Raw genomic sequence first — 25,543 nt, forward strand, 5'->3', positions numbered from 1 at the left:
GGCCCCGTCAGGCTTTTGCGGCAGTTGCGACGGCGATTTCCGCCGCGCGAAACAGTGCGCGGGCCTTCGCCTGCGTCTCGCGGAACTCGGCGTTCGGATCGCTGTCGGCCACGACACCGCAGCCGGCCTGCACATACATGTTGCCGCCCTTGAGAACGGCCATGCGCAGCCCGATGCAGGTATCCATTTCCCCATCTGCCCCGAAATATCCGACGCAGCCCGAATAGGGCCCACGCCGCGTCGGTTCCAGCTCGTCAATGATTTCCATGGCGCGGATCTTGGGGGCCCCTGTCAGCGTTCCGGCCGGGAAAGCTGCGACAAGTGCATCCATCGCCGTTTTGCCGTCCTTGATGCGGCCGGTAACGGTCGAGGAAATATGCATGACGTGGCTGTAGCGCTCGACGACAAATTTTTCCGGAACCTCGACGGTTCCAAGCTCTGAGACGCGTCCGACATCGTTTCGGCCCAGGTCAATCAGCATCAGATGCTCGGCCAGTTCCTTGCGGTCGGCCAGTAGCTCCTCTTCCAGGGCCAGATCCTCTTCGCGATCCGCTCCGCGCGGACGTGTGCCCGCCAGCGGACGTACTGTGACCTCGCCGGCGCGCAACCGCACGAGAATTTCAGGCGAGGACCCGACCAGAGCGTAGTCCTCAAGCTCCATTACGAACAGGAAGGGAGCCGGATTGACACGGCGCAGGCTGCGATAGAGCGAGAGCGGCGACAGTGGGAATGGTGTTGTGAAGCGTTGGCTCGGCACGATCTGGAAGGCATCGCCCGCAGCGATATAGTCCTGTGCCTTGCGGACGTGATCCTCGAACTGCTGTTGCGTCATGTTCGATGTCGGTGGTGCCAGTTCCGTGTCGGGCGGCAGCGTCTCGCGCTCGTCTCCCAGTGGGGCGGCCAGAGCGGCCCGTGCCTGATCGAGAAGTGCCTTCGCCTTCGCATCCGTTGTCTCGCCGCGCACTGGCACGGCCAGCGTAAGCTCGTCCCGCACGGAATCGAAGACTGCGAAAAGGCGCGGACGGATCATGATCCCTTCCGGCAGTCCCAGATCGTTGAGTGGGGCGTTCGGCAGGCGCTCCATCTGGCGCACCATGTCATAACCCAGTACGCCGAACACGCCGCCGATCATTGGCGGCATTCCGGCCGGAAGCTCCATCTGGCTCTCATCCACGATGGTCTTCAGTGTCTCGAGCGGCACGCCGTCAATGGGCCTGCCATCCAGTGTCACTTTTCCGTCCCGGCATTTCCAGACCAGATCTGGCAGAAGCGCGATGACGGAATAACGCCCGCGGGCTGCACCGCCTTCGACACTCTCGAACAGCAGTCGGTACGGATCGTCCGACAGTTTTGAAAGGCGCAGAAAGGCCGAGACGGGCGTCAGGAGATCGGCAGCTTCGATGCTGTAGACAAAGCCCATCAGTGTGCCCCGTTATCGGCTGCCGGAGCACTTGCCGGCGTGGCGGCCGTTACGACCTGATTATAAAGCGCCATATTGATATGTGAGGGCGGAACCTCTTTTTCCATGGCGGCGTTCAGCGCCATCGGGATGTCGGAACGCATGGACTGCAGATATTCGTCGGAAAGCTGCTTACCCAGGCTCTTCAACTCCTCTGCCGAGGCCGGCTTGTCCGCCGTCACGTTGACCAGCCAGAAGGCATCCGGTGATTCGAACATGCCGCTCGTTCCCGGCTTGAGTCCGAAGACGCCGCGCAGGACATTCTGCGGAAGGCTCTGGTCTGGATGAACCCGGGACACGGCAACGTCCTGGCGCAGGGCTGAGGCTTCGGTCTGCCCCTCAACGGCCTTGCGCAGCGTTCCAGCCTTGGCGCTATTGAACAGTGTGGTCGCACGCAGATCTGCAGCATGGCGCTTCTGATCCGCCGTCCAGGCTTGCACGACCTGATCGCGTACGCTGTCGAACGGTTTGAGTGTGCCCGGATGCACTTCATCGACGAGCAGGGAGAATGCCGTGCCGTTCGGACCATTGATGACGGTCGGCTGGGTATCCTTGGACTGGGTGAAGATCTGGTGGATGATCGCCTGGCGCAGGGCTGCGTCGCCCGGGATGGGTGCCGGCAGACCGTCCTGCGTCAGGCCGTTTGAATCCAGTGTGCCGGATGCGGGCACGGCCCCGAGGTCGCTTGGGATCTGTTCCAGCGTCGAAGATCCGGCAACTGCATCCTGAAACTGCTTCTGACGGGCCTGAAGCGCTTCCCCGGCTTCCTGGTGCTGGACCTGCGTTTTCAAACCTTCCTTAGCTTGTTCGAAAGTCGTTTTGTGCGGCGCGGTAATGGCCGTGATGTTAAAGACGACCCAGCCCATGCCGGTCTTTTCCGGGCCGGAGATGCGGTCGGACGCTGCTGCGAATGCCGCCTTGGCGAGTTCGGGGTTTGGGATGTCGCTCTGGCGTACGGACGGCAGGGATACTGCAGCAGCTTCAGGGAATTTCTTCTGGATATCGTTCCAGGACGTTCCGCTCTTCCAAGCAGCGGCAGCAGCATCGGCCTTTGCCTGATCGGTGAAGGTCAGGACCTGAATTGTCCGCGTCTCGGGCATATCGAAGGTGCGGGCCTGAAAATCATAGAGACGGTGCAGGACGTCGTCGGGAACCTCGATCGTCTTCGCTACGCTGTCCGGCGTCATGACGACCATCTTTGCATGACGGTATTCCGTCGTGCGGAACATCTGCGGGTGGTTGTCATAGAAACGATGAAGCTGGTCATCGGTCGGCGCGGCAGCAATGACACTGCTTGCAAACGGGATCCGGACAAGATCGAACACGCGCTGGCTCGCATCGAAGGACAGCATCCGGTCCGTCAGGGAAGACGGCGCGACAACAGACTGTCCCATGCCCTGCAGAAGGCCGCGTGAAGCGATATCCTCGCGGATGGCCTGGAGCAGCTTGCCCTCGGACAGGCCGATCCGGGTCAGACGGTCATTGAAGACGCTCCGGTCGAACTGTCCGGCGGCGTTGTGGAACGCTGGAATGGCAAAGACTTCCTGCCGAACCAGATCATCGGGAACCATCATGCCCGCACGGGCGGCAGCAAGCTGGGTCTCGTTTTGGATCACAAGGTTTTGAAGCGCCTGCCTTGCGATCTGCTCGACCTCGCCTTTGGGAAGCTTGGACGGGTCGGCAAGTCCGATCCGTCTGGCGACTTCGGGAAGCTGCGCCGAGAGCGCGCGACTGAAATCATCCGGCGTGATGCTCCGATCGCCGACGCGCACGACTTCGTTCGAGCTTGCCGTGCCCATGTTGGAATACACATCTCCCACGCCCCAGCCGATGAAGGCCAGAAAGATCAGCAGCGCGGCGGCACGGCCGGCCCAGGAGTCAACAAAGAGGTGGCGGAGCGTGGTAATCATAGGGTCAGGGCAGATCCGGATGACGGGATGGTGCGGACACAAAAGGCCCGCTAGACTTGCCGCACCATAATGTCGTGAGAACGGCTTGACCAGAAGCAGACCGGAACGAGTGCTGACTTGCGGCATTCATTCGGTTGCAGACATTGAGCGCATACCGGTAACGCCCTCATTCTTCAGGGCTCATCATCAAGGAGGAAGAGTGCCCCCATCACCTAGGCTTGTCGTTGGAAACTGGAAGATGCATGGGTTGCGGGAGCAGTCCGGCCGTCTTGCCCGTGCCGTCGCCGAGGGCGCGCAGTCTCTCCCCGATGACGTGCGGCTCGTTTTGTGCCCACCCTTCACCCAGCTTGCCAGCGTGCATGGCATCATCAATGCTGAAGGGCCGGCGACGCCGCTGCATCTTGGTGCGCAGGACTGTCATACGACGTCTTCGGGGCCCCATACCGGGAATATTTCGGCTGAAATGCTGGCCGACCTTGGTGTCCGCTACGTCATTCTCGGCCATTCCGAGCGTCGACAAGCCCATGGCGAAACTGATTTCCTGATTCGCCAGAAGGTTGAAGCTGCCGAAGCTGCGGGCCTCATTCCCATCGTCTGTATCGGTGAGACGATGCAGGAGCGTCTTGAAGGCCGGACGACCACCGTTCTGGCCACGCAGGTCGAGGGATCGTTGACCGACGGCTTTACAGGTATCCTGGCTTACGAGCCTGTCTGGGCTATCGGAAGTGGCACGATCCCGCCTATCGACGAGCTTGAGAGAACCCTCTCTCTCCTGCATGGACTGTTGCAGTCCCGTCTCAAGACGGATGACATTCGCGTGCCGATCCTGTATGGCGGCTCCGTCACACCGGCTCAGGCGCCGACTATTTTTTCCATCGGGTCGCTTGGCGGGGTGCTGGTTGGCAGTGCCAGTCTGGAAGCAGAGAGCTTCCTGCGCATCGCTGAAGCAGCATCTTTCCGCCTGACGTCCCAATCATTGTCCGGACCCTATCGTTCATGACCACTCTTTTGCTTGCTCTCAACCTGCTGGTCACACTGGCGCTGATCGGAGTGATCCTGATCCAGCGTAGCGAAGGCGGTGGCCTCGGCATTGGCAGCGGCCAGGGCATGGGCTCCTTCATGAGCGGCCGCGGGACGGCAACGCTGCTGACGCGTGCCACGTCCGTTCTCGCTGGCATTTTCATGCTGTTGTGCCTGGTGCTGGCCGTCATGAACCGTGGCGCTTCTTCCGGCGTTGGCTCGCATGACATTCTGGCCGAGCCGCCTGCCGCAACCCAGACGACCACCACCACAACCCCGGCTGCACCTGCTCACTGACCGAGCCTAAAGATCCCCGTTCAAACTTTTTAACGGGGATCTTTTCAACAGACGCGTCTCTTCGCTTCCCCTGCCCCATGTCGGCAGTGTATGAAGACCGCCCATGACGCGTTTCGTATTCATCACCGGCGGTGTGGTATCTTCTCTCGGCAAGGGCATCGCTTCAGCGGCCCTAGCTGCTCTCCTCCAGGCGCGCGGATACAAGGTCCGTATGCGCAAACTGGACCCCTATCTCAACGTGGATCCGGGCACCATGAGCCCGTACCAGCATGGTGAGGTGTTCATTACCGATGACGGGGCCGAAACCGACCTCGACCTCGGTCACTATGAACGCTTTACGGGCGTCCATGCGTCACGTGCTGACAACACCACGACGGGACGGATCTATTCGGATGTGATCGCCCGCGAACGCCGTGGCGACTATCTGGGTGGGACCGTGCAGGTCATTCCGCACATCACGGACGCCATCAAGGACGTCGTGGTCACAGGCACCGACGACTATGATTTCGTCCTTGTGGAAATCGGCGGTACGGTCGGCGACATCGAGAGCCTGCCTTTTCTCGAGGCCATCCGTCAGTTACGCAATGATCTCGGCCATGCCCAGACCATGTGCGTGCACTTGACCCTCCTGCCCTACATTCCGGCAGCTGGCGAACTCAAGACGAAGCCGACGCAGCATTCCGTCAAGGAATTGCAGAATGTCGGCATCCAGCCGCAGATGCTCCTGTGCCGCTCGGATCGTCCGATTCCGGACAACGAGCGTCGCAAGATCGCCAATTTCTGTAACGTCCGCTCGGAAGCTGTCATTGCAGCGCTCGATGTGGACACGATCTATGCCTGCCCCATTTCCTATCACAATGAGGGAATGGACCAGGAAGTCTTGCGCTATTTTGGCCTGCCCTATGACAGCAAGCCGGACCTCTCGCGCTGGGAAAAGATCGTCCACGCGATTCGTGAGCCCGAAGGCGAAGTCCGCGTAGCCATCGTCGGCAAGTACACGGCTCTGCTCGACAGCTACAAGTCGCTGGCCGAAGCCCTACTGCATGGTGGCATCGCCAACCATGTTAAGGTGAAGCTCGACTGGATCGAATCGGAAGAGTTCGAAAAGAACGGCAACATTGCCGAGCGTTTGAAGGATGCAGATGCTATCCTCGTGCCAGGCGGATTTGGTGAGCGTGGCGCGGAAGGCAAGATCCAGGCTGTCCGCTATGCCCGTGAGCACAACATTCCCTTCCTGGGCATCTGCTTCGGCATGCAGATGGCCGTGATCGAATGTGCCCGTTCGTTGGCTGGTCTGCCCAAGGCCTCCTCGACTGAGTTCGGTCCGACGGACGAACCTCTGGTCGGCCTGATGACTGAATGGGCGCGTGGCAGCGAGCTGCTTCGTCGCCGCGAAGGTGGCGATCTGGGCGGTACGATGCGTCTGGGTGCTTATCCGGCCAAGCTGGTTCCGGGCTCCCGCGTGGCAGAAATCTACGGCCGCACGGAAATCCGCGAGCGCCATCGTCATCGCTGGGAAGTCAACGCCCACTACAAGGATCGCCTTGAAAAGACGGGCCTGCGGTTCTCCGGCCTCTCTCCTGACGGTGTGCTGCCGGAAGTTGTTGAGTATCCGGATCACGCTTGGTTCGTAGCAGTGCAGTACCATCCGGAACTGCTCTCCAAGCCTTTCGACCCGCATCCGCTGTTTGCAGGCTTCATTGCCGCGGCTGTCAAGGAGGCTCACCGCAAGTGAGCTTCCGGATCGGAGACCTTACGGTCGGCCAGGATCAGCCGTTCACGCTGATTGCTGGCCCTTGCCAGATCGAATCCCGCGAGCACGCAACAGAAATGGCCGATGCTATTTCCAGCCTGTGTCGTGAGCTGGGAATCAGTCTGATCTACAAAAGCAGCTTCGATAAGGCGAACCGCAGTTCGGTCAACGCCGCGCGTGGCGTAGGTATGGATGCGGGTCTAGAGATTCTCGCCAGCATCCGGGAACGATTCGGCGTCCCCGTCCTGACGGACGTCCATACTGCCGAGCAGTGTGAGCCTGCTGCCCAGGCCGTTGATGTTCTTCAGATCCCAGCTTTCCTGTGCCGCCAGACTGACCTGCTGCTGGCTGCGGGCAAAACTGGTCGTGCCATCAACATCAAGAAGGGCCAGTTTCTCGCACCTTGGGACATGGCAAATGTTGCCGCGAAGATCGCGTCTACAGGCAATGAGCGCATCATGCTCTGCGACCGCGGCACGAGCTTCGGTTACAACACGCTGGTGAGCGATATGCGTGGTCTGCCGATCATGGCGCAGACGGGTTATCCCGTCGTATTTGATGCCACTCACTCCGTGCAGCAACCGGGTGGCCTTGGGGCTTCAACTGGCGGTCAGCGGGAGTTTGTTGAGCCTCTGGCACGTGCTGCTCTGTCGATCGGCGTGGCTGCCGTTTTTATCGAGACACATCAAGACCCGGATCACGCGCCGAGCGATGGTCCGACCATGGTGCCGCTTAGTGAAATGCGCGAACTTCTGACGCGCCTGAAGGCCTTCGACGCGCTCACGAAGTCTTTTCTGTCCTAGGTTTAGGACGGCGCCAGAGCCGCTAGAAACAGGCTCAGCACCGCAATAGCTGTGAGCCCTGTGCGAAGCGGCAGATAGCCTGGGGGAAGAGCGCCTTTTCTCCAGGCCTCCCGTTCCACCAGGAATGTCCCGACAAAACCGATGATTTCCAGCCCAAAGCCGGCGCGGATATGCCCCAGAACGCCAACGCATAGTGACAGCCATGCCCACAGCGCAGGGCAGACACCCAGTACGAGGCGCTGACGGTCCCGCTGCGATGTGCCGCCAACGGTGATGATGTCCGGACGTTCCATGGCCAAGCCCCAGTGCACGGCCCCCAAAAATGACAGAACGCAGGACCCGTACGCCAGAAGAATGATTTTCAGATGAGGTAGTGGCGTGAAGATCCCGGCCAGGAAGATCCACCCTCCGAGCGTCATGAAGGGGATCAGTCCGGCAATGCCGAGCACGAAAACGGGAAAAGGAAGACGCATGTCGTCGTTGACCTCACGGCGTGATTTTGAGACTTGAAATAGCTGTTTCATTCCGAACGGTCACGAGCCAACCCGGTTCACGCATCTCCAGGAGAGCTTCCATTGAGCGCCATCGTTGATATTACCTCCCGCGAAATCCTGGACAGCCGCGGCAATCCCACCGTCGAGGTCGAGGTCGAGCTGTCCTCCGGTGCCCGCGGCCGCGCTGCTGTCCCGTCTGGTGCCTCTACAGGTGCCCATGAAGCCGTGGAACTGCGCGATGGTGATAAGTCCCGCTACGGCGGCAAGGGTGTCCTGAAGGCCTGCAGCCATGTTGAAAATGACATCCTTGAAGTGCTCCAGGGCGCCGAATCGGAAGATCAGATCGCCATCGACAATGCGATGATCGATCTGGACGGGACCCCCAACAAATCCCGTCTGGGTGCAAATGCCATCCTGGGCGTCTCCCTCGCCGTCGCCAAGGCAACGGCCGAGGAACTGGAACTGCCGCTGTACCGCTATGTCGGTGGTGCCTATGCCCATCTTCTGCCTGTGCCGATGATGAACATCGTCAATGGCGGCGAGCATGCCGACAATCCGATCGATATCCAGGAATTCATGATTCAGCCGGTCGGTGCTCCGACGGTAGCGGATGCCATCCGTATGGGCTCGGAAATTTTTGCGCGCCTGAAGAAAGGCTTGTCCGAAGCCGGGTACAACACCAATGTCGGCGATGAGGGCGGTTTTGCACCGAATCTGAAGTCTGCTGATGAAGCTCTTGGATTTATTGCAAAATCTGTTGAGGCTGCGGGCTACAAGCTCGGTGAAGACGTAACTTTCGCGCTCGATTGTGCTGCTACTGAATTTTATGCTGATGGCCGCTACAACTTGAAGGGTGAAGGCAAGGAATTCGATGCGTCGGGCATGATTTCCTATCTTGAAGATCTGGCCAACCGTTACCCGATCGTCTCCATTGAGGACGGTCTGGCGGAGGATGACTGGGAAGGCTGGGCAGAGCTTACGACCCGTCTGGGCAAGAAGCTTCAGCTTGTGGGAGACGATCTGTTCGTGACCAACCCGGAGCGTTTGCGCCGTGGCATCAAGGCCGGCACGGGTAACGCGCTGCTCGTGAAGGTCAATCAGATCGGTACGCTGACCGAGACGCTTGAAGCTGTCGAAACCGCTCATAAGGCCGGTTATGCCTGCGTCATGAGCCATCGTTCCGGTGAGACGGAAGATTCCGTAATTGCCGACCTCGCCGTCGCCACGAACTGTGGACAGATCAAGACGGGCTCCCTCTCCCGCTCTGACCGCACGGCAAAGTACAATCAGCTGATCCGGATCGAGCAGCAGCTCGGTAGCGCCGCACGCTATGCCGGACGTAGTATTCTCAAGAACTTCTGAGATTGCACGACGGCCTCATCTCCTTCGGGAATGGGGCCGTTTTTCAGATCCAGACGTGAAAGATCTCTGCTTCATTCATTGTCTGATCATGATTGACTGATATAAGCTGAAGCAGTCCTTCAGAACGGAGTATTCACGACGTGACACTGATCCGGCTCATCAAGCGTGGTGTCCGCGCCGTTGCTCCCCCAGCTTTCTTCCTGTCCCTGACGGCCTATTTCGGGTGGAACGCCCTTCACGGCGCTCATGGTATTCATGCCTACCAGGAGCAGTTGCAGCTTCAGAAGGATGCTCTTCAGGCTCGGCAGGATGCCGACGACGAACAGAGTGTCTGGCGCCGGCGTGTCGTCGCGCTAAAGGAAAAGGCGCTTGACGCTGATATGCTGGATGAGCGGGCACGTGCCACGATGAATCTAACCCGCAGCGGTGATTTGGTTGTTCCCTACGGTCCTCACGACAAGCTATTCTGAGCAGTTGTCAGGAAACCTAGTTCAGTAGATACAAAAAAAGCGGCCTTAAGGCCGCTTTTTTCATAAAGGCTGTCGAAACAGCCTTACTTGATCTTGGCTTCGCGGAACACGACGTGCTTGCGTGCAACCGGGTCGTACTTACGCACTTCCATTTTCCCCGTAGCGGAACGGGCATTCTTCTTCGTGACGTAGAAGTAGCCGGTTTCGGCGGACGAAACGAGCCGGATCTGAATAACGTTGCTCTTTCCCATGATACCCTCGGGCTTTCGCCATACTGATGCCGCTCGAAGGTGTCGATGCAGCATGTTGATCTCTAGATTGGGCGCACCATGCTGATTTGTGGTCCGCAGGTCAAGGCCCTGACGTACAATTTCGGGGTTTTCCTGCGCTTTCAAAGACTTTCAGACCCAGAGAATCTTATCAGGCCACCGTGCAAGCCTCTCTCTTTCGCTTGTGAGGCAACAGACAGGAACCTATAAGGAACAAATGTGGGATGACTTTCATTCTACACCTTGTTTTCCGACCTGCCTCCGCCGAGGCGCATGGGAGCGCCTGCATGCTGACCCGCAAGCAACACCAGCTTTTGCTATATATCGACGACCACCTTCGCAGGACGGGATATTCTCCTTCTTTTGACGAAATGAAGGATGCTCTTGAGCTTCGCTCAAAGTCTGGCATCCATAGGCTGATTTCTGCTCTGGAAGAGCGCGGCTTTCTGCGTCGTCACCATCATCGCGCCCGAGCGCTCGAAGTGTTGCGTTTGCCAAACATGGGAACCGAGGTTACTGCCGCTACGGGTACCGCGTTCCTCCCTGCCGTCCTTAACCAGGGGCAGAAGGGCCTTGAAGGTGCATTCTCAGAAGCCAGCGTCGCCAATGACCGCCAGACTGTCAGCATCCCACTCTATGGACGTATTGCAGCTGGTCTTCCGATCGAGGCCATGCAGGATGATAGCGATCGGATTGACGTTCCGGTCTCGCTTCTTGGCACCGGCGAGCATTATGCCCTGACGGTTGCGGGTGATTCGATGATCGAAGCGGGCATTCTGGATGGCGATATCGCCATCATACGGCGACGCGAGACTGCGGAAAATGGACAGATCATTGTCGCCCTGATCGACGAGCAGGAAGTGACGCTCAAAAAGCTGCGTCGTCGCGGATCGATGATTGCGCTGGAAGCGGCCAACAGGGACTATGAAACCCGCATCTTCCCGGCGGAACGGGTCCATATCCAGGGTCGTCTGATCGCGCTTTTCCGGCAGTACTGAAACTGAGCAACTGTTGACGGCTTCAGAAGCCATCAGAATTCCTGTTATTGCGACGCAGCGGGTGTGCCTCGTACGACTTTCACGCTGCCATCCGGCGCAATCAGTGTGCTTGTGCCGTCGCCATTCGGAATGACGATGGTCTTGCTTGGATTCTTGTTCAGGAAACGGGTAGCGCTATCGGGGACCGAGGATGGGAGTGTTGGAATTACATGGCTGCGGTCCCGGCTCACGCCCTGATGGGTATCGGCGCTTTCGCCGACAGACATGCTTTGCCCCTGCATGAGCTGCTGTCCGGAAGCCCCCAGAGCCCCCTTGCTGCCAATGCCTCCCATAAAGTTCTCGTCGAGAGCTGCGCCACCGAAATAGGTTGCAGGGTCTCCGAGGGCATGACTGAACGTGCTGTCGGGGTTTTCGACGTCCTTGAGAGTTGGAAGAGGCTGTGGGGCACCAGGCCAGATATTGCCGCCTTCAGGAAAGATCGGGGTTTCGGCGTATTTTTCACCACGGGCACGGTGAATATTTTCACTGTCACCGTGTGGACCATTGGGATTATCGAGTGCCGTCCACACCATGGTGTCACGGATATACTTGCCCATGCCTGAACAGCCGCTCAGAGCGAGAGGTAGTGCCAGCAGAGCGGCCTTCCGCATTTCTTACTCCCACAAGGTCAATGAATGACCCTTAGCGGTCCTTGTGACGGAGCGCCAGATGAAGACAGTCAAAGACATCCATAATTCCACAGAGACTAGTGTCAGAAACTGATCTTGGATGACTTGCGGGATTGTCCCGCCATGATACGGGCGAGCCCGGCAGTCAAATAACCCCAGCCGCTGATGACGGTCGGAATGACCGAGAACCAGAGAAGAATTCCACCGATCAGGCTGGCGGGAAGGAAGGAGAGACCCAGCATTCCTGCTGCCCCATCTCCACCGATCAGAAACCCGATCGCCACCATCTGAATTCCGGTTTTCCATTTCGCCAAGCGGGTGGAGGGCAGCGTTTCTCGCTGTGATGCCATGTATTCCCGAAGGCCACTGACCAGAATTTCCCGGACCATGATGATGATCCCGGCATAAAGTGAGAAAACCGGGAGGTGCGTCAGCCCGGCGAGAGCCAGAAGAAGCGACCCCACCAGCAGCTTGTCTGCAATCGGATCCATCATCCGGCCCAACTCCGAAAGCTGGTGCCAACGGCGTGCGAGTGCCCCGTCCAAATAGTCCGTGATGCACGCTGCAGTGTAGACCGCGCATGCAATTACGTTTGCAGTCGGCGAATGCACGGAGAGCAGCACGACCAGTACAGGAATGGACGCGATACGCAGCAGTGTCAGGATGTTTGGCAGATCTGTCAGCATCGCAGGCAGTCTAGAACAGTTTTCGTCTTTCCGGTATGCGCCAATGTGGCCGTAAAAGATGTATTTTTCGTGTAAATTCCGACGTGCGGCTTAATGGCTGCGATTATCGGTCGATGTCTTCTGCGCCCATTCCGGATGAAAATGCCCGTAAATGGCGGTTGCCGTACTCGAGCTGATCCCCGGCGCATTCTCAAGTTCGTCAAGGCTCGCTTGTCTGACGGATTTCGCTGAGCCGAAATGGTTGAGCAGGGCTTTTTTTCGCGCCGCCCCGATTCCCGGAACGTGATCCAGCTCCGAACTGCGCAGTCCTTTAGAGCGCCCTGTCCGATGGGTCGTGATGGCGAATCTGTGCGCCTCATCACGCAGCCGCTGCAGGTAATACAGGACCGGATCTCGCGGCGGGAGCTGGAATGGCGGTTTCGATTCCATGAAGAACCACTCCCGCCCTGCGTCACGATCCGGTCCTTTGGCGATGGCAACAATCGGGATTCCTGTCACGCTCAGATCTGCCAAAACGGTCCGTACTGCGTTGAACTGCCCGAGCCCTCCATCAATCAGCAGCAGATCGGGCCAATCTTCCGGTCGCTCCCCGTTTTCAGGGCGATGTCCGAACCGCCGTTCCATGACTTCCCGCATCATGCCGAAATCATCGCCTGGCGCGACAGGTCCCTTGATGGCGTATTTGCGATAGGCGCGCTTGTTGAACCCTTCCGGACCGCCCACGACCATCACGCCATAAGGGGCCTGTCCCATAATGTGTGAGTTGTCATAGGTCTCAATCCGCTGGGGAATTTCCGGCAGGCCAAACACTTCCGCAACACCCTCGAGCAGTCTGCGCTGTCCGGTATTCTCCGCCAGCTTCCGCTCCAATGCCTCACGCGCATTCAGTGCGGCATGCTCGACAACGTCTTTCTTTTCGCCCCGCTGGGGTCTCAGGATCTCGACCTTCTGTCCGCGGCGTATGCTAAGGGCTTCCTCGACGAGATTCAGCTCTGGCAGTTCGCAGTTCACAAGAATGGAAGGCGGTGGCGGTTTGTTATCATAGAACTGGATCATGAAGGCGGACAGCACGTCTGCAGCGGTCTCTTCTTCCGAGTGTGCCGGGTAGAACGCCCGGTTGCCGTTATTGCGGTTGCCGCGAATGAAGAAAACCTGGATGCAGCTCTGACCAGCTTCCTGCCAGATGGTCATGATGTCCGCATCGTTGATTGAGGTCGGGTTGATTGTGCTCGAGCCCTGAATACTGGAAAAACCTCGGATCCTGTCCCGAATGGATGCGGCCCGCTCGTAGTTCATTTCCTGCGAGGCCTGCTCCATCTCGGCAACTAGGCGCTGCTGCAGTTCCGTGCTGTGTCCGGAAAGGAACTGGCGTGCCTCGCTGACCAGTTCGGCGTAATCTTCTTTGGAAATCCGGTTCACACAGGGCGCTGAGCAGCGCTTGATCTGGTACAGTAGACAGGGGCGCGTTCTGCTGTTCAGAACCGCATCCGAACAGGACCGCAGCAGAAAGCTGCGCTGCACCAGATTAAGCGTCTGATTGACCGCCCAGACATTCGCGAACGGGCCCCAGTAGGTCGCACCCTTAACCGGTTTGCCACGCTGTTTGGTGATCTGGGGAAACTCATGGCTCTCGGTCAGCATCAGCCACGGATAGCTCTTGTCGTCGCGCAGCAGGATGTTGAAGCGGGGCTTCATACGCTTGATGTAGTTAGCTTCCAGAAGCAGCGCGTCGGCTTCCGTCCTTGTGATGACGATTTCCATCGACACCGTCATCGACACCATCCGCCGCAGCCGCTCCGGCAACTGGTTGATGCGGGTATAGGACGACACGCGCTTCTTTAGGCTCAGCGCCTTGCCGACATACAGAACCTCTCCCTTCTCGCTCAGCATGCGATACACGCCAGGGCTGTAAGGAATGGTCTTCAATGCCTCACGGATGGCCTCCACGCCCTGCTTTTTCTCTGCAGGAACAAGGGGGGCGTCCTGATCGGCAGGATAGTCGGAATGGTGCGGAGGAAGGTCGGTCATTCAGCTTCTTCAGTCATCCACTGAACCTGTGGAAAAGTCTGTGGGCTGCTCCGTGACAGAATCATGAAAGCCCCGGTTTGCTGGAGATGCCATCAGATTGCCCAATTTTTAATCATATTTTGTAAGTCATTGAAAACACTTGTATCTTGCTTCCCAATATATCCCGCCAGCGTCGATCTGTGGGACAGAAAGGTGCAGGAAGCTCCCGATGGGCATCTCTTCCGATCGTGGTGGACGAACCGACTCCCTATTTAGCCGTCCATGATCATGTTCTGTTCTGCTGGGCGCCCCCGAAAGCGTGTGAAGACTCCGCTCTCAGGCTTTCTCTGCAGCCTGTTCGGCCGTCTCCAGAAGACGCAGCATGTTACCACCCCAGATGGCAGAAATATCCGCGTCGCTGAATCCTGCCGCCTGAAGGGCCCAGGTCACGTTTGCAGTTTCAGTTGCGTCCTTCCAGCCTGGAATACCGCCACCGCCATCGAAATCGGACGAGATACCCACATGCTCAACTCCGATACGATCCGCAATGTACGAGACATGCCGCACCAGATCGTCAACAGTGCCTCCGCCGCCCTTTTTCAGGAAAGAGCCCATAGCAGTCACTTGAATCAGGCCACCCGTTTCCTTCAGGCGATCAAGCTGCTCGTCATCCAGATTGCGCGGATGATCGCACAGGGCGCGGGCGCAGGAATGGCTGGCGAAAATAGGCGTGGTGGAGACTTCAGTGGCCTGCATCATGGTCGACTTCGCCGCATGGGACACATCGACCAGAACGCCTGTGCGGTTCATGTGTGCAATCGCTTCACGCCCCAGATTGGACAGGCCGTCATGAAGTGTATCGCTATCCGCTAGATCTTTGCGGGGAATGGCCGCATCCGCGAGTGCATTATGCCCGTTATGGGTAAGTGTCATGTAACGGACGCCATAACGACGGGCGAGCTCGGCAATACGCTCTGGACGACCGCCCAGACCATGCCCGTTCTCGATCGCCGGAATGATGGCGAGGTCGTCTGCCTTGTGGGCGGCCCGCACATCCGCAGCTGTGCGGCAGATACGTGCGCCCTGATCGCCCTGCCGTCCTTCAAGTCCAGCAATCACGTCCAGCATGTCCTGAACCCGTTTCCAGCCGTTAGCATGTCCGGCTTCGTCACGGGGGCCCTGTGGAATATAGGCGGCCAAGCATACGGCCCGCAGACCGCCTTTGCGAGTCTTCGGGACATTCACCTGCCTTGGCGTTTCTTCTGCCCAGGCATCCTGCCGGTCCGGCCAGGGAATATCGATATGGGAATCAAGCGTCAGGAGCGTGTCGTGCAGATCGGTCATGGTTCGTTCTAGATCGGACGGGAACGTCTTGTGTGCAAGAGGGTGCTTGTCAAAACGATCGATCCGGTCGATCCAGTTTGAATGCGTCTCATCACCTGGAACATCAATTCCCTTCGACTCAGACTGCCTCTGCTGAAGCAGATCGTCGAACAGGAAAACCCGGATATCGTTTGCCTGCAGGAAACGAAAGTCCCGGATCCTCTCTTCCCTGCTCAGGCTTTGGCCGAAATGGGGCTCTCTCATCAGATCTACAAAGGCATGAAGGGCTATAACGGTGTGGCGATCCTGTCGCGACACGAACTACAGAGCGTAGACGGCACACCTGACTGGTGCACTCGCTCCGACTGCCGACATGTCGCAGCCAGTATTACCACACCGGCCGGCCCGATCCTGCTGCACGATTTCTATGTACCGGCTGGGGGAGACATCCCGGATCCCGAAGAAAACGAAAAATTCGCTCACAAGCTGGCCTTCGTGGACGAGGTAATCAGTTGGTTCAGCACCACACCACCTGCACGCAGTATTCTGGTTGGCGATCTTAATATTGCGCCGTTGGAACACGATGTCTGGAGCCACAAACAGCTCCTGAAGATCGTCAGTCACACGCCTCCCGAGATTGAACGTCTCAAGGCATGGATGGCAACGGGGTTTCAGGATGCTATGCGGACGATCACGCCAGAGCCCGAAAAGCTCTATACATGGTGGTCATACCGTAACAAAGACTGGAAGAAATCCAACCGCGGACGCCGGCTTGATCATGTTTGGATGACGCCCGATCTGATGCCGGGCCTTCGTAATGTCCGGGTCCTTCAGGACGTGCGGGACTGGGACAGTCCCTCCGATCACGTCCCGGTCGTGCTGGATTTCGATCCGGCCTGACCCGTTACCCAGCCTGTCAGCCTTCAGGCTGACAGCCTTCAGGCTGACAGGCTGTCGGAGCTGATGACACCACGGCCTTCCGGATCGAGACGATACCCGCCCCCTTCCGTAATCAGCAGTGACGTGCGAGCCGGATCGGGTTCGATCTTCTGGCGAAGACGGTAGATATGTGTCTCAAGCGTGTGGGTGGTGACGGCTGCGTTGTAGCCCCATACCTCGTTTAGGAGAACCTGACGGGCCACCGGACGCTGACCTGCGCGGTAAAGATATTTCAGGATCGCCGCTTCCTTCTCCGTCAGACGGATCCTGCGGTTGCGGGCAGTTTCGACCAGCAGCTTGGCGGACGGACGGAAGGCATACGGACCGATCTCGAAGACGGCGTCCTCGCTGTTCTCGAAAATCCGCAGCTGGGCACGCAGGCGGGCGAGAAGTTCACCGATCCGGAAAGGCTTGGCAACGTAATCGTTGGCTCCTGCATCCAGACCGCGAACGACGTCGTGTTCGTCATCGGATCCAGTCAGGATAATGATCGGCATGCGGACGCCTTCGCGTCGCAGCTCAGCGCAGAAATCGCGTCCATCACCATCGGGGAGAGTGATATCCAGCAGCATGGCGTCATAACGGGCACCAGGCTTGGCGAGAAGTTCGCGCGCCGCAGCAACGGAGGTCGCCTCAACGGCTTCCAGTTCGCCACCGTGCTGAAGCTGCTCTGCGAGAAGACGACGCAGCGTATCATCATCGTCAACAACCAGAATGGGGCGTGGACCTGCCATAATAACCTGTCTCGTTCTATCACGACGGAAGAAAAGTCACATCCGCAGAGGTCGGCGTTCGTAACTCGTGCATCTGGACTTGCCGTTCCCGTTACGGGGTGAAGAAAGCAGCATGCTCTCGGGGCAGACTATGGCAAGTACAGTCGCAAAAGGAAACAGCATTATGGCTAAAGCTATTTTGAAAACCGCTGGAGACCGCGCTTTTATTCACTTCCAGGGTAAAATCATTCCGGTTTTGACGGGGCGGCGCGGTCTATCTCTTGACAAGGTCGAAGGCGATCTGTGCACCCCCGTGGGGGAACTGCCGATCCGACGTGTCCTCTATCGTGCAGACCGGATATCCAGCCCCGTTTGCGGTGTAGAGCTGCCTGTTGAACCAATCGCTCCCAATGACGGCTGGTGTGATGATCCGGCCCATCCCGACTACAACCGCGCCGTCTCCCTGCCCCACCCAGCTTCCTGCGAGACACTGTGGCGCGAGGACCATGTTTACGATCTCTGTATTGTGATGGGCTGGAACGACGCGCCAGCCGAGTCGGGGCGAGGCTCGGCTATTTTTCTGCACCTTCCGCCCGTCAGTGGTTACACGGAAGGCTGCATTGCCCTAGAGGAAAAGGAACTCCGCGCCCTTCTGCGGGACGGTCTCTCCCACATTACTGTGGAAAACCCGTCCTGAGATGATCTTATTCTGCTGCTGGCGGAACCATAGAGACCATGTAATCTCTCGGTTGAGGCACGGCTTTGTCATTGTCCTCGGCCGACCGGATCAGGATGTTTCCGTCACGCCGTACCACAAGAATGTCGAGCCTGTTCTCGTCCGTTCCGAAAGTCGGCGCGCTTTCTTCCGTGGCTTCCACTGCCACGAACCGCCACCCCTGTTCGAACAGCGTATCGAACAGGGTGTAATTCCAGGCGGGATCCCCCAGAACTTTGCCTCGCGCATCGCGTGACAGGCCGTGATAGAAATCCAGCCGCGCCACGCCGGGGCTGATCTGATAGACGCGCTGCCGCCCCATGGTCGGTGCCAGATGTCCACACACCATTCCGTTATAGATGCCATCACCCGTCGTCGCGATCAGATAATCAGCAGGGCGTTCTTCAAAGGATTCCTGTCCGTGCTGAGACAGGAGTTCCGCCCGTAGGACGGGAATATCCCTGCGTGTTGCCGGCATGAGTGCACTGGAGCGGTTGTCTACCAGAAGTACGGGCACGCCGGCCCTGCGCAGGCAGGACGCAAAATTGATGGACCACGGACTTGCTCCCAGAATTGCAATCGCCGGATCGTTGGATAGCGTGAGCTTCAGAAGCCGCGCGATCGGTCTGAGCGAAAATCCATGCAGGATCATCGTGACCGCAATCACGGCGAACACCGCTGGCATGATGAGATCCGCGGACTGATATCCAGCTTCCTTGAGGCTGATTCCGGCCTCACCGGCTACAGCCGCCGCCACGATACCGCGCGGCGCGATCCAGCCAACGAACAACTTTTCCTTCCAGGGCATGCTTGTTCCCAGTGTGGACAGGAAAATACCCATTGGCCGCACAACAAACAGGACCACGACCGTCAGTGCGAAAATCGGAATGGAAAGCCGCGCCAGAACAGTGCGGTGAAGATCGGCTGTTAGCATGATGAACAGCACTGACACGACCAGAACCACGAGCGATTCTTTCATGCGTCGCAGTTCCGTGACACCAGGGATCTGAAGATTTGCCAGCGCCATACCAAAGATCGTGACGGCCATCAGTCCTGCGCCACCCATCTCAAGATTGCATAGCGAAAAGATCACCAGCGCTATCGAGATCAGCATTGGGGTCTTGAGGATTTCCGGCATCAAATCTCGTGTAAAGAGATAGCGGATCAGATAGGCCGGCAGGATTCCTGCCGATAGTGAGACGGCAATTGCTCCCAGAAGGTCCGGCAGCGTATGCGTAAAGAACACGTCCGCATGAACGTCCACATGCAGCATCATGAGCTGAAGGACGACAGCTGCCAGAATCGCGCCCAGAGGATCGTTGACGATGGCTTCCCAGCGTAGGAATGCGGCCACGCGCGGCTGAAGCTTGGCGCTGCGTAGCAGCGGCAGAACCACCGTCGGTCCCGTTACGACGACGATCGCCCCGAACAGCATGGATGTACCCCACTCCAGATGCGCGACATAACGCGCCGCCAGGGAGCCCAGAACCCAGTTGATCGGTAGTGCAAGCATCGTCAGGCGTGCAACGCCCTCACCGGCTTCGCGCAACTGGCGGAAATCCAGCGCCATGCCGCCTTCGAACACTACGAGCGCCACGAGTAGCGACACCAGAGGCCGGAACATCCACCCCATCGTCTCCGATGGATGAAGAATACCCAGTCCAGGTCCGAAGATCAGGCCCAGCAAAAACAGAAGGACAATAGCCGGAAGTCGGAATCGCCACGCGACCCACTGGGCCAGCATCCCTGCTCCGAAAGTCGAGGCAATGCCGATAAGAATGTCATATTGCATGGATGTTCGGGACGGGCTCCGCGTTATGGATACGAAGCGGTATCATATCCCGGATCAGCCAATGCACCTAAATTATGGAATAATGATCAGTTATGATGCGCCCGCAGTCCCTGCCAGATACGGACCTCCTGATCCGTCCCGCCCATTCGCTGGACCGTGAAGGAATCTGGTGTCTCCTGTCCCCCGTTCTGCGCAAGGCAGAAACCTACGCGTTGCCCCGTCATTGGGGACGGCGACAGGCGCTGGCGTACTGGATGGATGTGGAGCATCGCGTCTACGTCGCACAGACCCGTGACTATGAGATTGTCGGGACATTTTATCTTCAGGCCAATCAAAAAGGCGGTGGTGCGCATATTGCCAATGCTGGTTTCGTCGCCCGGCCCGGCTTCGGCGCGGGCCGCCTCATGGCCGAGCATGCCTTGGCGCAAGCCATGAAACTCGGCTTTCGCGCCATGCAGTTCAATTTCGTTGTTAGCACAAATTTGCGTGCCATAGTCTTATGGGAATCACTAGGCTTCCGGGTGATCGGCACGCTTCCCGGAGCATTCGACCACCCATCCCAAGGTTATGTGGACGCACTGGTTATGTGGAAGGACCTTCTGCCGCCGGCGTCGTAATCACGGATTCAGCTGTCTCGGTCGGCTCTTCAGGCTTCACTTCCGTCATGACCCGCTCCAGCACACAGGCAAAGAACCCGTCCGTTCCGTCCCGCAACGGCGTCAGGGAAAACTGCGCCTTGTTCCGTAGTTCGGTAGGCAGGAGTTCAGACATTTGCTCTTTCGGCAGGCGCGTGAAATCCTTGCGACGCTTGAGGAAAGAATCGATCTGCTGCCCGTTCTCGCACGCCAAAAGCGAACAGGTCGCATAGATCATCCGCCCACCCGGCTTCACCAAAGATGCTGCACGATCAAGGATTTGTGCCTGTTTGATAACAAGCTCCTGAATGTCTTCGGGCGTCAGGCGCAGCCGTGCATCTGGGTTCCGACGCCAGGTTCCGGTTCCTGAGCACGGTGCGTCGACCAGCACCCGGTCGAAGCTACCAGCTCGACGCTTGGCCCATTTGTCTCCCGACACCAGAAGATGCCGCTCGACGTTATGAACGCCTGCCCGACGCAGCCGCTTGACCGCTCCGTCTAGGCGCTTTTCATGCACATCACATGCTACGATATGCCCGCGATTTTCCATGGTCATCGCCAGTGCCAGCGTTTTGCCACCCGCACCTGCACAGTAATCCAGAACCCGGTGTTCGCCGTGCGCATTCGCGGCTGCCACCACAAGCTGGCTACCCTCGTCCTGGATTTCGACCAGCCCATCCTTAAACGCTTGCGTCGCCGTTACGGGCTGGCGTCCATCAAGCCGCAGTCCCCAGGGCGAGAGCTTCGTCGGTTCTGGTTGAAGCGATTCGCGGCGAAGCTCGCGGATGGCCGCCTCACGGCTTCCTTTTAGCAGATTGACACGCAGATCGAGTGTCGGCGTTCCGAGCATGGCTTCCATCTCGTCTGGAAGGCGGTTGCCGAACGTCTCGCGTAGTGCGCTGTCCAGCCAGTCCGGATATTCAAGGCGTACGGCAATGGGTTGTTTTTGGGCGGAAAGTTCTTTTCCTTCCAACCCCTTGAGCGCCATATCTTCACGTGATGTCAGAGGCTTCTGCGCATAGCGCTCGCCACTGAACAGCTTGCGGACGTTATCCATCGTTTCCCCACCGAGAAGAAGCGATGCCGAGCACAGCAGGCGTGGAGAAATGTCGCCGGAAATATCCTTAAGATGCCATTGCAGCCGTCGCCAACCCCGCAGGACATCCCAGACGATCGTGGAGATGGCCCGACGGTCTCCGCCACCAATATAACGGCGTTCGCGGAAAAAAGCGTTGGCTGTGGCGTCGGCGGGACGGCGGGGCGCGTTCTGGATCGCACAGAGCAGATCGATGGCGCCTGAAAGACGGGCTGCGGGGGTCATAGCGCCCCCGTAGCCCGTTTAGCCCCTCAATGCGAGAGGCTTTGATGCAGGAACGCTCAGTCCCGGCGGTAGTTCGGAGCCTCGCGGGTGATCGTCACATCATGGACGTGGCTTTCACGGAGGCCAGCATTCGTGATGCGACGGAACATGGTACGGACCTGAAGATCGGCAATGGTGGCCGATCCGGTGTAGCCCATTCCTGCCTTCAGACCGCCGACAAGCTGGTGGATGACCGCGGACATGCCCCCCTTGTATGGAACCTGACCTTCAATGCCTTCCGGGACCAGCTTGAGCGTATCGCGGACTTCAGCCTGGAAGTAACGATCTGCGGAGCCGCGGGCCATGGCGCCGAGCGATCCCATGCCGCGATAAGCCTTGTAGGAACGGCCCTGATACAGAAATGTTTCGCCCGGGCTCTCGTCGGTACCCGCCAGAAGCGAGCCGACCATGACCACATCCGCACCGGCGCCGAGCGCCTTGACGATATCGCCCGAGGTCCGAACGCCACCATCTGCAATGGCCGGAATGTCCAGCTCGTGGCAGGCGGCAGCCGTTTCCATGACGGCAGAGAATTGCGGCACACCCACGCCAGCCACGACGCGCGTGGTGCAGATGGATCCTGGTCCGATGCCGATCTTCACGCAGTCGGCACCGGCTGTAATCAGTGCACGCGCGGCCTGCGGCGTTGCAACGTTGCCTGCGATGACCTGCAGGTTCCCGTGACGGCTTTTGAGTGTCTCAACTGCGGTCAGAACGCCATGGGAGTGTCCGTGGGCCGTATCCACGACGATGACATCCACTCCGGCTTCAGCAAGGGCTGCAGCGCGACGGAAGCCGTCTTCTCCGACGCCTACGGCTGCAGCGCAGCGCAGACGGCCTTGGGAATCCTTGATGGCCAGCGGATGCGCGATGGCCTTGTCCATGTCCTTGACAGTGATTAGCCCGATGCAACGCTTCGCTTCGTCCACCACCAGGAGTTTTTCGATCCGGTGACGATGTAGGAGCGTGCGCGCTTCATCAGGTGCAGCCCCGTTGAGGACCGTTACGAGGTTTTCGTGCGTCATCAGGTCGCGAACGCGCGTGTTCGGATCGGTCGTGAAGCGCATGTCACGGTTGGTCAGGATGCCGACGAGAACACCGCTGCCATCTTCAATGACAGGAAGGCCAGAGACGCCATGCCGCGCCATGATGGCCTGAACCTCGGCCAGCGTCTGGTCCGGGCCAACCGTGACAGGATTGACGACCATGCCTGATTCGAAGCGCTTGACGCGGCGGACCTGCTCGGCCTGCTCTTCAATGGACAGGTTTTTGTGAATGACGCCCATGCCGCCCTGCTGCGCCATCGCGATAGCCATGCCGTCCTCGGTCACGGTGTCCATGGCGGACGACATCAGCGGGATGTTTAGTTCGATGGAGCGCGTCAGGCGGGTTCGTGTGGAGGTCTGTGCCGGCAGGACCGATGATTCAGCCGGCTCGACGAGAACGTCGTCAAAAGCCAGAGCATCGCGGATGCGCTCATTAAAATTGGTTGTGCCGGAAGATGATGTCATGCCCGCTTGCCCCCGTTACGTCATGCGTCGTGACGACGCGATATGTGTGAACCGGAGACCAAGAGGCCGCCCGGCCGTTGGCGGGTCCTCATAGAGTAATTTACCCCTTGAGGGGAAGTCTCTTTTTTGCGGTATTTTCTGAGGATTTTTTGGCTGGGAGACCTGGATTCGAACCAGGGCTGACCGGGTCAGAGCCGGTAGTTCTACCGCTAAACTATCTCCCAAGCGGTGAGAGGGTGTTTATCAATCGCCCCGGGGTGGCGCAAGGGGGCGATTGATATTTTTTTCAGAAAAACTGATATTTTTCTTGCGACTAGGGTCCTGCGCACCCCATGCTGCTTTTCCAAGGTCCCAGATCAAGGGCAAGCGGGAGCCGAAACACATGATGAGGTATAGAACGGATTACAACCTGTCAGGCCCTGTGCCTGTGCATGCGTCTGCCAGACGTACGGGTCCGTTCTTTGGTGCCATCGATCTCGGTACCAACAACTGCCGCCTCATGATTGCAGCGGGTACGCCCAACGGTTTTCGTGTAGTGGATAGCTTCAATCGCTCAGTCCGTCTGGGCGAAGGCCTGCGCGCTAGTGGCCGTCTTGCTGAAGAGTCCATGAAGCGTGCGCTTGATGCACTCCGTATTTGTGCAGAACGCATGAAGCAGTGGCCCCTCGTCCATGTCCGCGCCGTTGCGACCGAAGCTTGTCGTCAGGCTGCCAATGGTCGCGAGTTTCTGGCGCGCGTACAGCATGAGACAGGTCTGACGATTGATATCATCACGGCTCGTGAAGAAGCGGAGTTGGCGCTTGAAAGCTGCTCCCCCCTCTTCCGGCAGCCGGAGCACAAGCCGGTTCAGGCAGATCGTGGGGTCCTTTTCGATATCGGAGGTGGCTCTACCGAGGTCGCCTGGGTCCGGATCGATCCGGAGCGTCAGACCCAGACCTTGATAGGCACAACAAGTGTCCCCGTCGGCGTAATTACTCTTCAGGAAATGTTCGGTGAAGGACATGGCCCCTCTTATGAGACGATGGTCAGTCATGTTCAGGGCTATCTGAAAAGTTTCGAGACCGTTCACCGTATTCGGCGTGAGGTAACGCTCGGCAAAACACGGCTGATTGGCACCTCCGGAACCGTGACGACGCTAGCCGGAGTGGCGCTCTCCCTACCCCGTTATAACCGCGCGGCTATTGATGGCCTGACACTGCCTGGCCCAAGCATGGTTGATGCCATCGGCAACCTGCGCCGTCTGGATCGTGACGAACTGGCAGAGCATCCTTGCGTGGGGGCTGAACGCATGAAATTCGTTCTGCCGGGCTGTGCAATTTTCGAAGCGATCCATCGTCTATGGCCGGTTGAGGACGTAACGATTGCGGACCGGGGGTTGCGCGACGGGATGTTGCTGCGTATGGCCCGCGATCATGGTCAGCGTTCCGGCAAGGGGCGCAGTACGACCAGTCGCCATGCCACGCCTCGGTCACGGGGCCCATTCGGGACATACGCAACGATATGAAGCCGCCAAGATCCCGCTCCGGTTCCAGTAAGGACACGGGACCGAAGCGTATTCCGGGAAAGGCCCTGAAAAGCGCCTCCAACCCCGGTGAAAACGACGCAACGCTTGATTCTGCAACCGCCCGCACGGCCCGCAACAAGACCGTGTCGTTACGCACGGCCCGTGGACGCACCACGGCCCAGCAGCGCTGGCTCAATCGTCAGCTGAACGATCCCTATGTGGCGGCCGCCCGCAAGCAGGGCTGGCGTTCGCGTGCTGCTTTCAAGCTGATCGAAATCGACGACCGATTCAAATTGATCGGGGAAGGTACGCGGATCATCGATCTGGGTGCTGCTCCTGGTGGCTGGACTCAGGTCGCGGTTAAGCGTGGGGCTAAGCATGTTGTGGGGCTGGATCTGCTTCCGGTCGATCCTGTTGCGGGTGCGGAAGTCATCGAGGGGGACTTTACGGATCCCGAGATGCCGGATCGCCTGAAGGATATGCTGGGTGGTCCGGCCGATCTCGTCATGTCCGATATGGCGCCGAATACGACGGGTCATGCCGCAACCGACCACATGCGGATCATGGGGCTCGCGGAAGGAGCGCTTGATTTCGCTTTTCAGGTTCTGGCCGAAGGGGGAAGCTTCATCGCCAAGGTATTCCAGGGTGGTTCGGAAAAAGACATGCTGGCACTGATGAAAACAGCGTTTTCCAGCGTCAAGCACGTCAAGCCCCCGGCATCTCGCAAGGAATCCAGCGAGCTTTATGTCATTGCAACGGGTTTCCGCCCGGAGCGTTTGCTCGAAAGCAGCAAGGGTGCCTGAGGGCAGCAGATACCACTACCCTGTATAGATTTTTTCGGAAGAATAACCTGTC

At 58.5% G+C, this 25,543-nt stretch carries 24 protein-coding genes and 1 tRNA gene; 12 read left to right on the forward strand and 13 right to left on the reverse strand.

The annotated features are described in order from the left end of the window. Window positions 1-7: 7 nt before the first annotated feature. Together trpE and GSP01_RS07425 are read right to left on the reverse strand one after the other, a co-directional pair. Complete coding sequence (gene trpE / locus GSP01_RS07420; protein WP_141352259.1) at window positions 8-1,420, reverse strand: anthranilate synthase component I; 1,413 nt, start codon at window positions 1,418-1,420, stop codon at window positions 8-10. Further along, window positions 1,420-3,495, reverse strand: a complete 2,076-nt coding sequence (locus GSP01_RS07425; RefSeq protein ID WP_228123792.1) for a peptidylprolyl isomerase — start codon at window positions 3,493-3,495, stop codon at window positions 1,420-1,422. Before GSP01_RS07425 ends, trpE begins: the two co-directional genes overlap by 1 nt. A gap of 73 nt (window positions 3,496-3,568) precedes the next feature. On the opposite strand from GSP01_RS07425, the gene tpiA reads away from it, so the two are divergent. The 4 genes from tpiA (at window position 3,569) to kdsA (ending at window position 7,242) form a co-directional block, all read left to right on the forward strand. Beyond that, the gene (gene tpiA / locus GSP01_RS07430) at window positions 3,569-4,369 is read left to right on the forward strand and encodes a triose-phosphate isomerase (protein WP_141352261.1); all 801 of its coding nucleotides are present in this window, start codon (window positions 3,569-3,571) and stop codon (window positions 4,367-4,369) included. Further along, on the forward strand, window positions 4,366-4,686 hold the full coding sequence (gene secG / locus GSP01_RS07435) for a preprotein translocase subunit SecG (protein WP_141352263.1): 321 nt from the start codon (window positions 4,366-4,368) through the stop codon (window positions 4,684-4,686). Before tpiA ends, secG begins: the two co-directional genes overlap by 4 nt. Window positions 4,687-4,789: 103 nt before the next feature. Next, window positions 4,790-6,421, forward strand: coding sequence for a CTP synthase (locus GSP01_RS07440; protein WP_141352265.1), 1,632 nt, complete (start codon window positions 4,790-4,792; stop codon window positions 6,419-6,421). Then, window positions 6,418-7,242, forward strand: coding sequence for a 3-deoxy-8-phosphooctulonate synthase (gene kdsA, locus GSP01_RS07445; protein ID WP_141352267.1), 825 nt, complete (start codon window positions 6,418-6,420; stop codon window positions 7,240-7,242). The genes GSP01_RS07440 and kdsA overlap by 4 nt, the downstream gene beginning before the upstream one ends. A gap of 2 nt (window positions 7,243-7,244) precedes the next feature. On the opposite strand, the gene GSP01_RS07450 is transcribed toward kdsA, so the two are convergent. Next, window positions 7,245-7,715 carry a DUF3429 domain-containing protein gene (locus GSP01_RS07450; RefSeq protein WP_228123793.1) on the reverse strand — a complete coding sequence of 157 codons (471 nt, stop codon included), beginning with the start codon at window positions 7,713-7,715 and terminating at the stop codon, window positions 7,245-7,247. Between the two features lie 102 nt (window positions 7,716-7,817). Between GSP01_RS07450 and eno the strand changes: the two genes are divergently transcribed. Together eno and GSP01_RS07460 are read left to right on the forward strand one after the other, a co-directional pair. Next, on the forward strand, window positions 7,818-9,098 hold the full coding sequence (gene eno / locus GSP01_RS07455; RefSeq protein WP_141352269.1) for a phosphopyruvate hydratase: 1,281 nt from the start codon (window positions 7,818-7,820) through the stop codon (window positions 9,096-9,098). A gap of 140 nt (window positions 9,099-9,238) precedes the next feature. Beyond that, window positions 9,239-9,568, forward strand: coding sequence for an FtsB family cell division protein (locus GSP01_RS07460; RefSeq protein WP_141352271.1), 330 nt, complete (start codon window positions 9,239-9,241; stop codon window positions 9,566-9,568). Between the two features lie 83 nt (window positions 9,569-9,651). Here the strand turns inward: GSP01_RS07460 and rpmG are convergent, their stop codons facing one another. Next, on the reverse strand, window positions 9,652-9,819 hold the full coding sequence (gene rpmG, locus GSP01_RS07465; protein ID WP_011253780.1) for a 50S ribosomal protein L33: 168 nt from the start codon (window positions 9,817-9,819) through the stop codon (window positions 9,652-9,654). Between the two features lie 305 nt (window positions 9,820-10,124). Between rpmG and lexA the strand changes: the two genes are divergently transcribed. Beyond that, entirely contained in the window at window positions 10,125-10,835 is a 711-nt protein-coding gene (gene lexA / locus GSP01_RS07470) for a transcriptional repressor LexA (RefSeq protein WP_141352458.1), read from the forward strand. Window positions 10,836-10,879: 44 nt separating this feature from the next. On the opposite strand, the gene GSP01_RS07475 is transcribed toward lexA, so the two are convergent. The 4 genes from GSP01_RS07475 to GSP01_RS07490 all read right to left on the reverse strand — a co-directional run bounded on the left by GSP01_RS07475 (window position 10,880) and on the right by GSP01_RS07490 (window position 15,540). Beyond that, the gene (locus GSP01_RS07475; RefSeq protein WP_141352273.1) at window positions 10,880-11,485 is read right to left on the reverse strand and encodes a hypothetical protein; all 606 of its coding nucleotides are present in this window, start codon (window positions 11,483-11,485) and stop codon (window positions 10,880-10,882) included. Between the two features lie 101 nt (window positions 11,486-11,586). After that, window positions 11,587-12,189 (reverse strand): CDP-diacylglycerol--glycerol-3-phosphate 3-phosphatidyltransferase, encoded by a 603-nt coding sequence (pgsA, locus tag GSP01_RS07480; protein WP_024716896.1) that lies wholly within the window; start codon window positions 12,187-12,189, stop codon window positions 11,587-11,589. Window positions 12,190-12,279: 90 nt separating this feature from the next. Further along, window positions 12,280-14,217, reverse strand: coding sequence for an excinuclease ABC subunit UvrC (gene uvrC, locus GSP01_RS07485; protein ID WP_141352274.1), 1,938 nt, complete (start codon window positions 14,215-14,217; stop codon window positions 12,280-12,282). 315 nt (window positions 14,218-14,532) lie between these two features. Then, window positions 14,533-15,540: a dipeptidase gene (locus tag GSP01_RS07490; protein ID WP_141352276.1), complete on the reverse strand. Its 1,008-nt coding sequence runs from the start codon at window positions 15,538-15,540 to the stop codon at window positions 14,533-14,535. 81 nt (window positions 15,541-15,621) lie between these two features. Between GSP01_RS07490 and GSP01_RS07495 the strand changes: the two genes are divergently transcribed. Beyond that, a complete protein-coding gene (locus GSP01_RS07495) occupies window positions 15,622-16,419 on the forward strand; it encodes an exodeoxyribonuclease III (protein WP_141352278.1) in 798 nt (265 codons plus the stop codon). Between the two features lie 38 nt (window positions 16,420-16,457). Here GSP01_RS07495 and GSP01_RS07500 read toward each other — a convergent pair whose 3' ends face one another. Further along, the gene (locus GSP01_RS07500; RefSeq protein ID WP_141352280.1) at window positions 16,458-17,192 is read right to left on the reverse strand and encodes a response regulator transcription factor; all 735 of its coding nucleotides are present in this window, start codon (window positions 17,190-17,192) and stop codon (window positions 16,458-16,460) included. Between the two features lie 163 nt (window positions 17,193-17,355). Here GSP01_RS07500 and GSP01_RS07505 point away from each other — a divergent pair, with 163 nt between their 5' ends. Then, complete coding sequence (locus GSP01_RS07505; RefSeq protein WP_141352282.1) at window positions 17,356-17,868, forward strand: L,D-transpeptidase family protein; 513 nt, start codon at window positions 17,356-17,358, stop codon at window positions 17,866-17,868. Between the two features lie 7 nt (window positions 17,869-17,875). Here GSP01_RS07505 and GSP01_RS07510 read toward each other — a convergent pair whose 3' ends face one another. Then, window positions 17,876-19,678: a cation:proton antiporter gene (locus tag GSP01_RS07510; RefSeq protein WP_141352284.1), complete on the reverse strand. Its 1,803-nt coding sequence runs from the start codon at window positions 19,676-19,678 to the stop codon at window positions 17,876-17,878. 92 nt (window positions 19,679-19,770) lie between these two features. On the opposite strand from GSP01_RS07510, the gene GSP01_RS07515 reads away from it, so the two are divergent. Beyond that, window positions 19,771-20,295: a GNAT family N-acetyltransferase gene (locus GSP01_RS07515; protein WP_141352286.1), complete on the forward strand. Its 525-nt coding sequence runs from the start codon at window positions 19,771-19,773 to the stop codon at window positions 20,293-20,295. On the opposite strand, the gene GSP01_RS07520 is transcribed toward GSP01_RS07515, so the two are convergent. The 3 genes from GSP01_RS07520 to GSP01_RS07530 all read right to left on the reverse strand — a co-directional run bounded on the left by GSP01_RS07520 (window position 20,261) and on the right by GSP01_RS07530 (window position 23,408). Then, window positions 20,261-21,634 carry an RsmB/NOP family class I SAM-dependent RNA methyltransferase gene (locus GSP01_RS07520; RefSeq protein WP_141352288.1) on the reverse strand — a complete coding sequence of 458 codons (1,374 nt, stop codon included), beginning with the start codon at window positions 21,632-21,634 and terminating at the stop codon, window positions 20,261-20,263. The two genes, GSP01_RS07515 and GSP01_RS07520, sit on opposite strands and share 35 nt — an antisense overlap. Window positions 21,635-21,690: 56 nt before the next feature. Next, on the reverse strand, window positions 21,691-23,184 hold the full coding sequence (gene guaB, locus GSP01_RS07525) for an IMP dehydrogenase (RefSeq protein ID WP_141352290.1): 1,494 nt from the start codon (window positions 23,182-23,184) through the stop codon (window positions 21,691-21,693). A 150-nt stretch (window positions 23,185-23,334) separates the two neighbouring features. After that, window positions 23,335-23,408 (reverse strand) — tRNA-Gln (locus GSP01_RS07530). 158 nt (window positions 23,409-23,566) lie between these two features. Here GSP01_RS07530 and GSP01_RS07535 point away from each other — a divergent pair. Beyond that, window positions 23,567-24,688, forward strand: coding sequence for a Ppx/GppA phosphatase family protein (locus tag GSP01_RS07535; protein WP_141352292.1), 1,122 nt, complete (start codon window positions 23,567-23,569; stop codon window positions 24,686-24,688). Then, window positions 24,685-25,491: an RlmE family RNA methyltransferase gene (locus tag GSP01_RS07540; RefSeq protein ID WP_141352294.1), complete on the forward strand. Its 807-nt coding sequence runs from the start codon at window positions 24,685-24,687 to the stop codon at window positions 25,489-25,491. Before GSP01_RS07535 ends, GSP01_RS07540 begins: the two co-directional genes overlap by 4 nt. The last annotated feature ends 52 nt before the right edge of the window (window positions 25,492-25,543 follow it).

Source organism: Gluconobacter sphaericus NBRC 12467 (assembly GCF_006539125.1).
GTDB classification, from domain to species: domain Bacteria; phylum Pseudomonadota; class Alphaproteobacteria; order Acetobacterales; family Acetobacteraceae; genus Gluconobacter; species Gluconobacter sphaericus.